Source organism: Flavobacterium arabinosi, assembly GCF_048158725.1.
Classification (GTDB): domain Bacteria; phylum Bacteroidota; class Bacteroidia; order Flavobacteriales; family Flavobacteriaceae; genus Flavobacterium; species Flavobacterium arabinosi.
The window spans coordinates 665,933-678,863 of record NZ_JBLNKX010000001.1 but is presented as its reverse complement, the minus strand read 5'-3'; the positions used below and the strand labels follow the sequence as shown (position 1 = coordinate 678,863).

Here is a 12,931-nt window from a genome sequence, read left to right as displayed (position 1 = left end):
AGGTCTTCTCAACAGTTACGCTGAGAAGACCTTTTTTTATTGGGGGCACGCCCAAATGCCGTTTATCCCTTGATTTGTTTCAAAGAAGTTTTGATTCCTCGTATCAATGACGAACTGAATCCGTGCATTTCCATTTCGTTCAATCCCGCAATCGTACAGCCTTGTGGCGTGGTTACACGGTCAATTAATTGTTCTGGATGTACTTGCTCTTCCATAATCATTTCGGCAGCTCCTTTTACGGTTTGGGCCGAAATAGCTAGTGCGGTTTGCCAGTCAAATCCTATTTCGATTCCGGCTTGCATCGATGCACGAATATAGCGCAACGCAAATGCTGTTCCGCTGGCCGCAAGAACGGTTGCTGCATCCATTAATTTTTCATCTATAATAGGAGCTGTTCCTAAATCTTGGAAAAGAGCCACCGTATTTTGCGCTTTCTCTTTGTTTTTTTCGTGAAACGCAATACAGGTTGCCGAAGCGCCAAATTGTGATGCGATATTTGGCATGATTCGTACGGCACTATTCCCATCGCCTATCTTATTTTGTAAATTTTCTATTGACAATCCACTCACTGCCGAAGCGATTACTTTATTTGAAATTACAGGAAGAATTTCGGCCAAAACGGTATCTACCTGATACGGTTTTATAGTAAGAATGATAATATCTGCATCTTGAATTTGATGTTTGTTATCTGTAGAAACGGTTACGCCCAGTTCCTCTAAATAAAGAATGCTCGCTGTATTTCTTCTGGTTACGGTGATTTGATTTCCTTCCGAAAATTTTGATAATCCTTTTGCGATGGCTACGCCTAAGTTTCCTCCGCCAATTATGTGTACTTTCATGCTGATTGTGGTTTTCCTCTCCCCGACCCTCTCCGAAGGAGAGGGAGCCGATATGGAAAGTATTAGATATAATTTTTTTGTCTTTTGTTTATATTCTTAATAACAAATTACTTTTATGAATTAAAATCCATGTTAATCTGTTTAATCTGTGTCATCCGTGTACCGTTTTCAATGGTTCATTTTACGTGACTTTCTTATGCCTATTTTAATTAAAATCCTAAAATGAGATTGGCAATTCCGAAGTAAATCATAATTCCAAAAACATCATTTGTAGTTGTAATAAAAGGCCCTGTTGCAATGGCTGGATCGATATTGTTTTTATGCAAGAAAAGTGGCACCAATGTTCCTAAAGTGGCAGCAAATAATATGACAACAACAATAGATATGGAAATCGCCATTCCCACCTGAAATTGTCCATACATAAACGTATGATACCCCAATACCAACAGTGCAATTATAGTCCCGGAAATCATGGCTACTGCAATTTCTTTACTGAAATAACTTCGGCTAAATTCTTTCAAAGTACCATTTGCCAAACCTTGTACAATAATTGCCGAAGCTTGGACCCCAATATTTCCTGCTGTTGCCGATAGCAAAGGCATAAAAATAATTAGTGTGTAAAATTTCTGGGAAGTAGCTTCATTGCCTTTAATGACATAAGACGCTATAAGTTCAATTAACATTCCCATCAATAACCAAGGCAAACGCGCTTTGGTATGCTCGTAAATGCTGTCATTCGTTTCAACGTCTTGGGTAATACCCGCAGCCAACTGGTAATCTTTGTCGGCTTCGTCCTTGATTACATCAATAATATCATCAATGGTGATTCGGCCTACAAGTCGCCCCAATTCATCAATAACAGGAATGGCTTCTAAATCGTATTTCTGCATGATTCTGGCCACCTCAACATCTTCGGTATCTACATTCACCGAATTCAATTTCCGAATATACACATCACTTATCGCCGTTCTGGTTGAAGTTGTCAATAAATCCTTAAGCGACAATCGTCCTTTTAATCGGTCCTCGTCATCCACCACATAAATAGAATGCACCCGAGAGATATCTTTAGCCTGAATTCGCATTTCTTTTACACAAGTCAGTACGTTCCAATTTTCATTGACCTTAACCAACTCTTTGTGCATAATTCCACCCGCTGTATCCTCATCATATCGCAATAAGTCAACAATATCCTTGGCATGCTCAACATCTATTAATTCCGAGATTACTTCTGCTTTTATGTCTTGCGAAAGTTCAGCAATAATATCGGCAGCATCATTCGTCTCTAATTCATCTAATTCTTCGGCAATCTCTTTTGGCGAAAGCCTGCTTAATATATTCTCCCGCAAATCATCTTCTAATTCAAGAAGAATCTCTGCCGTTTTTTCACTGTCTAATACTTTAAAAATGTAGGTTGCTTCGTCAAAATCAAGCTCGTCAAGAATCTCGGCAATATCAGCATGGTGCATGTCATTGAGTAAGGATTCTAATTCCTTATCATTTTTATTAACAATGTGTTGCTCTAATTCCTGGATTAGTGCTTTGCTGATTTTAAACTCCATCGGCTTCTATTTTTTGAGTGAGTTCTATGAACTGTTCTACATTTAATTGCTCTGGTCGAAGATCAAAAACTTTATCTTCTCTTAAACTATCGGACAAATTTAAGGTTTTTAAACTGTTTCGCAAGGTCTTTCTGCGTTGTTGAAAAGCCGTTTTAACAACAGTAAAAAATAATTTTTCGCCGCAAGGCAAGCTGTAATCTTTCTTTCTGCGCAAACGCAACACACCCGATTTTACTTTTGGTGGCGGAATAAAAACGTTTTCATCGACTGTAAATAGATATTCGGCATCATAAAAAGCCTGAACCAAAACCGACAGAATTCCATACGCTTTTGTTCCCTTTTTTTCGCAAATGCGTTGCGCCACTTCTTTTTGGAACATACCCGCAAATTCAGGAATCTGATTGCGGTATTCTAATGCGCGAAAGACAATTTGAGTCGAAATATTATACGGGAAATTCCCGATTATAGCGAATTGCTTTCCTTCGAAAATTTCGTTGATATTGTATTTCAGAAAATCTTTAGAAATAATCTTATCCTTCAATTTCGGATAATTTTCGTCTAAATACGTCACTGATTCGGTATCGATTTCTATCACATACGTATTGATTGGTTTGTCCAACAAATACTTTGTCAAAACTCCCATTCCCGGGCCTATTTCTAATACATCATCATATCCTTCTAAGTTCAACGTGTCAGCAATGTCTTTTGCAATACTTTCGTCTTTCAAGAAATGTTGTCCGAGGTGTTTTTTGGCTTTTACTTTTTCCATTTTGTTTGTTTTTTTGCCACGAAGGCACAAAGGCGCAAAGTGTTTTTATATATTTTTTAAAATTGGAGGTCGCAAATTGCGACCTCCAATTTTATTCTTCATTTCTCAACTGATCACTAAAAACCAATCACTGAATACTTTCTTTGTTCTAATGATCCGAAATCAACTCCAATTCCGTTCTAAAAGCAAGCATTTTGTCTCCAAACAATTTCACTCCTTCTTCGCGAAAGGCTGGTGCATCTTCCTGATAATATTTCTCCAAAGTTTCTTTGCTATCCGTGGTATATTGAACAGAATAAGTCACTCCACCCATTTCTTCTTCAATTAAAACCCGCACCATTCTTGCCGAGGAAAATTTCCCAGTAGCCAAAATTTCGGGAATGTGTTTGTGTTGCATCCAAATCATCCATTGATCATGAACGCTTTCATGTATATTTGTGGTAACGTTGTATATTATCATTTCTTACTGTTTAATCGTTGGTTTTTTAATCGGTTAACAATTAACCAATTAATCATTAAATTACATATTCGTATCCCCTCGCAATTGCCTGAATTTCTTTCTAGCTTCCACAAAATAGATACTGTCTTCGTGACTGAAAATTATCTTTTCGTATAATGGTTTTGCCTTTTCGGGCTGTTGTAACTTTTTGTTATAAATTTCTGCCGAAAAATATAAGGCTTCATCAATATAAATTCCGTCGCTGTGCTTGTCTATTATGTTTTGATATTGGCTTAAAGCCAAAGTAAAATCACCCAGTTTTTCGTGAATTTTACCCAAACGCAACAACGTCACCGCCTCTATTTCTTGCCCTTTATAATTTTTTAGAATCATTTGAAACTGCGTTACCGCTTCCTGATTTCTGTTTTGATATAGAAGGTAATCTCCTTTGGCAAACTGTTTCAAAGCTGTTTGTGTCGAATCGGCAACGGTATTGTCATTTATTAAAAGAAAATATTCCAAAGCATCATTGGCAATCAATTGTGTATTCGCCGATTTCAATTCCTTGAATTGCTTCAAAGCCCAAATAAAATCCGTTTTAAAATAACTCGTTTTAGCGGCTTTCAAACTCGCTTCATGCGCCACAATATCATTTTTTAAATCCAATTCAATTTGCGAATAATAGATTAAAGCCTGATTGAATTTCTCTTCATAAAGCAAAATATCCGCCAATTCCATTTTGGCCTGAGCCACTTCATAATCGTTCAACTGTAATTCGAGTGCTTTCTTGACTATTGCTTTTCCTTCCTCCGGTTTTTTCAAATTAAAAGCTACAAAATGCGCCTGAATCAGCTGCAAAGATAAGGTAAAAGGACTTATTTCAAATTGTTTCAACAAACCCTCTAATTCCGTATTTATGGCAGCATACTCTTTTTCTTGCGCTTTTTCTATTTTCATTTTAATCAAATAGGAATTCGCCTGAATCAACAGTTCTAAATCTTTTGTATTTTCCAAAACAAAACCCAGGATTTCTTTGGCCGCTTCCTGATTGTCTTCTTCAATAGCCAATTGTCCTAAATTCACAATATTAGAAAGGGATTCCGGATCGCGTTTGTAAATGGCTTTTTCCTGAATAAATGCTTTTTCGAACTCTTTTTGTTGGGTATAAAACCAACTCAAATAATGGTTCCAAAAAAGATCTTGGTTTTTTTGAGCTCTTATAATTAATGCTTTCCGAAGTATTTCGCTAAAATTGGCATCGCCTTCATCAACCATAAAACGAGACAGTTGATTTTGAATCTGTATCGAATTTTGGGGATTCGCATAGGCTTCATTCAGAAAGGTATTAATCATCATTTCCTGATTGCCTAATTGTCCATAAAGCAATCCTATTTGATAATTGAAATTAAAATTAGCCTCAGATTCTGTTGCAGTCTGATAGGATTTCAAGGCATATTCCAACAACACTTTTCTCTCAAAAGAATTGGAAATACCGTACACTTCATTTGGATTTTTTTTGATTCTGTCTAATGCCTGCTCGTAGTAAATTTTGGCTTTGGCATCATTTTTTTGCAACTGGTAATTGTATCCCAATTCGACCAGAAGATTCCCTTGTTTGTATTTGTCTAATCGGTCCAGTATCGCTTTTTCGGCAACAGAAAATTGCTGTAATTGTTGGTAACAGTCAATGGTTCTTAAAAAATACTGTGTATTTTGTGGTAGGTTTTCCAGTAACTCTTCATAACTGATTTTGGCTTTTTCAAAATCGCCTTTGTCATAATAGTACTGCGCCAATTGTTCGTTTTGGGCGAAAGCAAATAGCGAGAATGACAAAGTGATATAAAGAAAGAGCTTTTTCATTTCCAATATTTGGTTTTAGTCGCAGTCACAGTTTTCAGTCACAGCGTTGTACTGTGACTGATAACCGCAAACTAATTAATCTATAATATCAAACCCGCAATACGGACGTAAAACTTCTGGAATTACGATTCCTTCGGGAGTTTGGTAGTTTTCTAAAATCCCTGCCAGAACTCTTGGCAAAGCCAATGAACTTCCGTTTAAAGTGTGTGCCAATTGATTTTTTCCGTCTTTGTCTTTGAAGCGCAATTTCAAACGATTCGCTTGAAAAGTCTCAAAATTAGAAACTGAAGAGATTTCTAACCAACGATCTTGCGCCGTAGAAAACACTTCGAAATCATACGTCAAAGCTGAAGTGAAACCCATATCGCCGCCACAAAGACGCAATATTCTATAGGGTAATTTTAATTCCTGTAATATGTTTTTAACGTGTTCGACCATTCCGTCCAAAGCTTCGTATGATTTGTCTGGATGTTCCACACGTACAATTTCGACTTTGTCAAATTGATGCAAACGGTTTAATCCACGTACATGCGCACCATAAGAACCTGCTTCACGACGAAAACAAGGCGTGTAAGCCGTAGTTAATACAGGCAATTCATTTTCGTTTAAGATTACATCACGGAACAAATTTGTCACAGGAACCTCCGCTGTTGGAATTAAGTATAAATCATCGGTTTTATCATGGTACATTTGCCCTTCTTTATCCGGCAATTGTCCCGTTCCATAAGCAGATGCTTCATTTACCATATGTGGAACCTGAACTTCATTATAACCCGCTGCCGTATTTTTATCCAAGAAATAATTGATCAAAGCGCGTTGTAACTTCGCCCCTTTTCCTTTATAAACCGGAAATCCTGCTCCAGTGATTTTTACTCCAAGTTCAAAATCGATGATGTCGTATTTTTTTACCAATTCCCAATGCGGTTGAGCGCCTTCATGCAAAACTGGAATTTCGCCTTCTTCAAAAACGTTTAAGTTTTCTTCTGGTGTTTTACCAACAGGAACAATATCAGCAGGAAGATTGGGTAACGTATATAATTTCTCTAAAAGTTCTGCGGCAAGTGCATCAGCCGTTTCCGCTAAAGCTTTGCTTTTCTCCTTGTTTAAAACTGTTTTTTCTTTTAGAATTGCGGCTTTCGCTTTCTCTCCGCCTTTCATCAATTCGCCAATGTCTTTGGATAATTTATTAGATTCGGATAAAATTCCGTCTAACTCCACTTGCGTAGCGCGACGTTTTTCGTCCAGTTGTACCACTTCTTCAACAACACTTGTAGCATCGATGTTTCTCTTTGCCAAAGCCTTGATTACTTTTTCTTGATTCTCTCTAATAAATGCGATTTGTAACATAGTTGATTTTTTTAACGCTAACTTATATAATAATGGAAGCAAATTTAAGGAAATGTTTGATAGAAACAGGACAAAGTTTTGATGAAATTAGCTAAGCTCTTTTAATCTCGTGCCCTACAAATTCTTCTAAGGTTGCAAACATGTCGTCTACAGAAAGGACTTCGAAATCGGGGTGTGTTTTTAAAAAATCAGCATTCAACGTAATCAGGTTTTCTTCAATTTCGAAAAAAGTGTCGTTGTTAAGCAAATCTCGGATAGGATTTACACCTTCCAATTTCCCTTTTAGGAATTTATTCAACTTTACACTGCTCATTAATTTTACTTTTTTGGATTGTTGTTGGAACAATTCCAAATGCTTTTCGGCCCCAATTAATGCCAAACCTTCTTCAATCAATTCGTTTAGCTCTTTATCCCAACCCGAATTATATACAAATTGAGCAAAATTTCCTTCGGTATATTGCGAGGTATAATAATCTAAATAATAGCTCATTAAAGCATCTTCGTGAATTAAATCATCGTTTACGCCTTCCTCACGCATTAAGTTGATTACCGAAATATTAGAGTGAATTACATCTTGAAGGTTCTCACTATTAAAGGCTGTTTCTGAAATAATTATTCTACCGAATTCCATACTTTTTATGTTTAAATACTAAAGTGCAAATTTCAGTTAAATTATTACAAGAAAGAAATGCAATGTGATTTATATGCTATCCGATTCGTCATTACTCTTTTTCTGATTCATTTTTGTAACTAAAGCTTTCAAACGCAAAGCTTTTTCTTTTTTTTCTTCTTGAAGTTTAGCCTTTTTTCGATTTAACAATTTAGTGTGTAAAGCCTTATTTTTAGTATTTTTTTCAGGGCCTTTTGTCATAATATAGAAGCTTTTGTTAATTACGGTTACAAATATAAAAAAACTGATAGTAAAACGTGGAAAAAGGAATAACACAGTAAGAACTTGCATTTCGCTCAGACCTTCACGTTGTTCTTCATCATTTCCCAACACATTTGATTGTAAATATTGTCCGTACCTACGGCACTTTATTTACATCGTCAAATGCGGACGGATTAAAATCCATCCTTACAATATTTGCCGAGCCTACGGCTCTTATAGGTGCATAAAAGTTCCGTAGGAACGACACATATTAAATTATTGGCAAAAATTCATCGAAATCCCAAATGCCCTAGCCCCGATAGCAGTGAAAATCCTTTTTCTAAACGCTGTCAGGGTTCAAAACCCTGACAGCGTTTAGAAAAAGATTGCAACGGATAGCGGGAAATAGCTTCAAATAAAAATTCTATTGCTTATTTTTGCACTCAATAAAATTGAATCATGATACAGAATCCAAAAAGATATACCATTACAGCAGCATTGCCTTATACGAACGGGCCGATTCACATTGGCCATTTGGCGGGTGTTTACGTGCCTTCGGATATATATTCCAGATATTTAAGATTGCAAGGAAGAGACGTTTTGTTTGTTTGCGGAAGTGACGAGCACGGCGTGGCGATTTCGATGAAAGCAAAAAAAGAAGGCATTACGCCACAGGAAGTAATCGACAAATATGATGGAATCATCCGTAAATCGTTCTCTGATTTTGGAATTTCGTTTGATAATTATTCCAGAACTTCGGCTAAAATTCATCATGATACGGCTTCGGAATTTTTCAGAAAACTGTATGACAAAGGTGATTTTATCGAAGAAGTGACAGAACAATTGTATGATGCAAAAGCAGACCAATTCTTGGCAGACCGTTTTGTGGTGGGAACTTGTCCAAAATGTGGCAACGAAGAAGCCTATGGCGACCAATGTGAAAAATGCGGTTCGACGCTGAATGCTACGGATTTGATTAATCCAAAATCGACAATTACGGGAGAAACTCCAATTATGAAATCGACGAAACACTGGTTTTTGCCTTTGGATCGTTATGAAGATTTCTTGAAAGAATGGATTCTCGTGGGACATAAAAATGACTGGAAACCGAATGTTTACGGGCAAGTAAAATCATGGATTGATGGTGGATTAGAACCTCGCGCAGTAACTCGTGACTTGGATTGGGGAATTGACGTTCCGGTTGAAGGTGCCGAAGGAAAAAAATTATACGTGTGGTTTGATGCGCCGATTGGCTATATTTCATCTACGAAAGAATGGGCTTTACGCGAAGGAAAAGATTGGGAACCATACTGGAAAGATCAAGATACGAAGCTGGTACACTTTATTGGGAAAGACAATATTGTTTTCCACTGCATCATTTTTCCTGCGATGTTGAAAGCCGAAGGAAGTTATATTTTGCCGGACAATGTGCCTGCAAATGAGTTTTTGAATTTGGAAGGAAATAAACTTTCGACTTCTAAAAACTGGGCGGTTTGGTTGCACGAATATTTGGAAGAATTTCCGAATCAGCAAGATGTTTTGCGTTATGCCTTAACATCGAATGCACCGGAAACTAAAGATAATGATTTTACCTGGAAAGATTTTCAAGCGAGAAATAACAATGAATTAGTAGCGATTTACGGGAATTTCATTAATCGTGTCGTGGTTTTAACCAATAAATATTACAACGGAATTGTTCCGCAACCGAATGAACTTTCAGAAGTGGATGAAGCTACTTTAACCGAATTGAAAGCATATCCAGCGGTAATTTCAAGTTCTTTAGAGCGTTACAGATTTCGTGAAGCGTTGAGCGAATTGATGAATGTAGCTCGTTTAGGAAATAAATATTTGGCGGATGAAGAGCCTTGGAAAGTTATCAAAGACAATCCAGAACGCGTACAAACGCAAATGTATGTGGCGTTGCAAATTGCAGCTGCGTTGAGTTCACTTTGCGAACCTTTCCTACCATTTACAGCTAAAAAATTATCAGGAATTCTAAAAATAGAAAGTCCGTTGAACTGGAATACTATTGCTCAAAATTCTGATTTGATTCCGGCTGGACACCAAATTGGCGAAGCGGAATTACTTTTCGCCAAAATTGAAGACGAGGAAATCCAAAAACAAATCGACAAATTGGAAGCGACTAAAACCGCCAACAAAGCGGAAAATAAAGTTGCAGAACCTCAGAAAGAAGCCATTCAATTTGAGGATTTTTCCAAAATGGATATCCGTGTAGGAACGATTCTGGAAGCGGAGAAAATGCCGAAAGCCAACAAGCTTTTGATTTTGAAAGTAGATACTGGAATTGATGTTCGTACCATCGTTTCAGGAATTGCCGAGAGTTTCAAACCAGAAGATATTATTGGTAAAAAAGTAACTGTTTTAGTGAATTTGGCCCCAAGAAACCTTCGTGGCGTGGAAAGTCAAGGAATGATTTTGATGACAACAAATGCTGAAGGAAAATTGGTTTTTGTAAATCCAGACACGGATGGAGTTGCTAATGGAGAAACGATAAATTAAGAAAAATTAACCGGTAATTCGCTAATTAATATGTACTTATAATATATTAATTAGCGAATTTGTGGTAAAATCAAACAAATATGAGCTTAAAAGTAATTGCTTTCGACGCCGACGATACCTTATGGATCAACGAAACGTATTTTGATGAAACCGAGAAGAAATTCTGTGGTTTAATGGAAGATTATCTTTCACATCAAGGAATTTCACAAGAACTTTTCAAAGTGGAAATCGATAACCTTAAATTATACGGCTATGGAATAAAAGGCTATATTCTTTCGATGATTGAAGCGGCAATGTCTATATCAAACAGCACTATTCCTATAGAAATTATTGAAAAAATTATTCAATACGGAAAAGAATTACTTGAAAAACCAATTGTTTTATTGGATGGTGTGGAAGAAACTTTGGAAACTTTGCACGGTAAGTACAAATTGGTTGTTGCAACCAAAGGTGATTTATTAGACCAACGCCGAAAATTGCATAATTCCGGTTTAGGACATTATTTTCACCATATAGAGGTGATGTCAGACAAGCAAGAAATAGATTATTCTGATTTAATCAAACGATTGGAAATACAACCTTCCGAATTTTTTATGATTGGTAATTCTTTAAAATCGGATGTTTTGCCGGTTTTAGCTATTGGTGGGCATGCAGTACATATCCCGTTTCACACGACTTGGGCACACGAGAAAATTGACCATACAATAGAACATGAAAACTTCAGTGCTTTTGAAAAAATAACTGATGTTTTAAAGAGGTTAGAATAGTTAAATGTTTTTGAGAACAAATCACTAAACTAGGCTCGAATTAGGAAATTAGAGCGCGTGATAATAGGACATTAATAGTTTATTTTAAATCCTAAACTACGTACAAAATTGCCAAAATTAATTCAAAAATCAAGTGTTTTTCAAATTAACGGTTAATTTTTTTCAAAAACGAACGTTTTTTTGTTTCTTACAAAACACTGAAAACCAGAATCTTAACCAAGAACAAACTACTTATTTTTGTAAAATTAATATTAATTCTTACATAATTAACTGTTTAAATTTTTTAATTAAACTTTGTGATGTAATTTTGCATTAAATTAAAATTGAAACAATATGAAAAAAATCATACTTACTTTAGTATTTGCTTCTGCAATGACCACTATGAGTGCTCAAACAGAAACTGTAAAAAGCACAGAAGATGGCTTTAACAAATGGTCAGTTGAATTAGCTGGCGGTTTTAACAAACCACAAAGACCAATGACTCCTGGTTATTCAACTACATTAGTGAGCCCTTATGTTATTGATTTAGGTGTTCGTTACATGTTTAACAACAAATTCGGTTTAAAAGCTGATCTTGGTTTCAACAGTTTTGAAGGAAAAGACAATTCTAAGGACTTTAACATGAAGTACTACAGAGTAAACTTACAGGGTGTTGCTAACTTAGGAAGAATCATGAGTTTTGAAACTTGGACTAATACAATTGGTTTATTAGGTCATGCTGGTTTTGGTTTATCTCAAATGGAAAGTCAAAAGTCTTCTTTAAAAGACAGAATGGGTAATTTCATGGCAGGTGTAACTGGTCAAATCAAATTAACGGACAGAATTGCATTAACAGGAGATTTCACAACAATTCTTAATGCAAAACAAAATGTTGCTTTTGATGGCGCTAGTTCTTCAAGCACTAGAGGTTTTGGTGGAATTCTTTTTAACGGTACTGCAGGTATAACAGTTTACTTAGGTAAAAATGTGAAACATGCTGACTGGGTTCTTGATAACGAAGACAGATTCGTTGCTATCGAAAATAGACTTTCAACTATCGAAACAAAGATGACTGATGCTGACAATGATGGTGTAGCTGATTATTTAGACCAAGAGGCTAATACTCCTGCAGGTGCAATGGTTGACACTAAAGGTAGATCTATTGACAAGAACAACAATAACGTTCCTGATGAAACAGAAGCTTATATCTTGAAAAATTACGCTAGCAAAACTGGTGATTCTACAACTGTATATGATAACGAATTAATCAAAAGCTTAATCAACGGTGGTTATGTTGCTGTTTATTTTGATTTCGATAAATCTAAACCAACTAATGTTTCTACTGAAGGTATTGATTTTATCTTAACTTACTTGAGAAACAACCCTTCTGCTTCAGTTGACATTACTGGTCATGCTGACGAATTAGGAAGATCTGCATACAATGATAAATTATCTAATGCAAGAGCTGCTAATGTAAAAAACACTTTAGTGAAAGCTAAAGTTGATGCATCAAGATTGAATGTAATTGCCGCTGGTGAAGATACTTCAGTTGATAAAGCTTCAGAAAACGCAAGAAAATTAGTTAGAAGAGTTACTTTCATAGTAAAATAATCTACTTCTTTTTATATCAAAAAGCCCTAAAGGAAATCTTTAGGGCTTTTTTTATGTCTAAAATTTCGCTTTTAAAAATTTTAGAAAATGGGCAAAGGGCAGCATATTTATCTATTACTCTATACAAAAAACATTGGTGTAGTCAATACAATCTTCGCTATAGGATTTCTGATGACAAAATATATGTTTGTGATCCAATTAATGTTCCGAAATTATTGGTTTTGAAGATAGTCGCTTTGGATTTTATTTACAAAAATGATTATTTCAGAGACTGAAATCGATGTCCGTTTATGCACATCATGAACTAATGTAAGGTTTATATGTGGAGCAATTTGCAGATTATTTCAGGAAATTAGGAATCAATAAATTA

General features: G+C 35.9%; 11 protein-coding genes. 3 read left to right on the top strand and 8 right to left on the bottom strand.

Translation table 11 applies throughout. From position 1 onward, the window contains the following. Nucleotides 1–62: 62 nt before the first annotated feature. The 8 genes from proC to ACM55K_RS02720 form a co-directional block, all read right to left on the bottom strand. Entirely contained in the window at nt 63–839 is a 777-nt protein-coding gene (proC, locus tag ACM55K_RS02755) for a pyrroline-5-carboxylate reductase (RefSeq protein ID WP_416848715.1), read from the bottom strand. A gap of 209 nt (nt 840–1,048) precedes the next feature. Next, entirely contained in the window at nt 1,049–2,398 is a 1,350-nt protein-coding gene (gene mgtE / locus ACM55K_RS02750) for a magnesium transporter (RefSeq protein WP_416848714.1), read from the bottom strand. Beyond that, nucleotides 2,388–3,167: a 16S rRNA (adenine(1518)-N(6)/adenine(1519)-N(6))-dimethyltransferase RsmA gene (rsmA, locus tag ACM55K_RS02745; RefSeq protein WP_416848713.1), complete on the bottom strand. Its 780-nt coding sequence runs from the start codon at nt 3,165–3,167 to the stop codon at nt 2,388–2,390. The genes mgtE and rsmA overlap by 11 nt, the downstream gene beginning before the upstream one ends. Before the next feature lie 148 nt (nt 3,168–3,315). Then, nucleotides 3,316–3,627, bottom strand: a complete 312-nt coding sequence (locus ACM55K_RS02740; protein ID WP_416834912.1) for a DUF4286 family protein — start codon at nt 3,625–3,627, stop codon at nt 3,316–3,318. A gap of 60 nt (nt 3,628–3,687) precedes the next feature. Then, the gene (locus ACM55K_RS02735; protein ID WP_416848712.1) at nt 3,688–5,466 is read right to left on the bottom strand and encodes a tetratricopeptide repeat protein; all 1,779 of its coding nucleotides are present in this window, start codon (nt 5,464–5,466) and stop codon (nt 3,688–3,690) included. A gap of 75 nt (nt 5,467–5,541) precedes the next feature. Continuing rightward, on the bottom strand, nt 5,542–6,813 hold the full coding sequence (serS, locus tag ACM55K_RS02730; RefSeq protein ID WP_416848711.1) for a serine--tRNA ligase: 1,272 nt from the start codon (nt 6,811–6,813) through the stop codon (nt 5,542–5,544). Nucleotides 6,814–6,904: 91 nt separating this feature from the next. Continuing rightward, the gene (locus tag ACM55K_RS02725; RefSeq protein WP_416848710.1) at nt 6,905–7,444 is read right to left on the bottom strand and encodes a DMP19 family protein; all 540 of its coding nucleotides are present in this window, start codon (nt 7,442–7,444) and stop codon (nt 6,905–6,907) included. Between the two features lie 69 nt (nt 7,445–7,513). Next, a complete protein-coding gene (locus ACM55K_RS02720; RefSeq protein ID WP_416848709.1) occupies nt 7,514–7,813 on the bottom strand; it encodes a hypothetical protein in 300 nt (99 codons plus the stop codon). Between the two features lie 330 nt (nt 7,814–8,143). Between ACM55K_RS02720 and metG the strand changes: the two genes are divergently transcribed. From metG to ACM55K_RS02705, 3 genes are all read left to right on the top strand, one after another. Then, nucleotides 8,144–10,204, top strand: a complete 2,061-nt coding sequence (metG, locus tag ACM55K_RS02715) for a methionine--tRNA ligase (RefSeq protein WP_416848708.1) — start codon at nt 8,144–8,146, stop codon at nt 10,202–10,204. A gap of 80 nt (nt 10,205–10,284) precedes the next feature. Beyond that, nucleotides 10,285–10,971, top strand: coding sequence for an HAD family hydrolase (locus ACM55K_RS02710; protein WP_416848707.1), 687 nt, complete (start codon nt 10,285–10,287; stop codon nt 10,969–10,971). Nucleotides 10,972–11,304: 333 nt separating this feature from the next. Next, a complete protein-coding gene (locus ACM55K_RS02705) occupies nt 11,305–12,561 on the top strand; it encodes an OmpA family protein (protein ID WP_416848706.1) in 1,257 nt (418 codons plus the stop codon). Nucleotides 12,562–12,931: the final 370 nt, after the last annotated feature.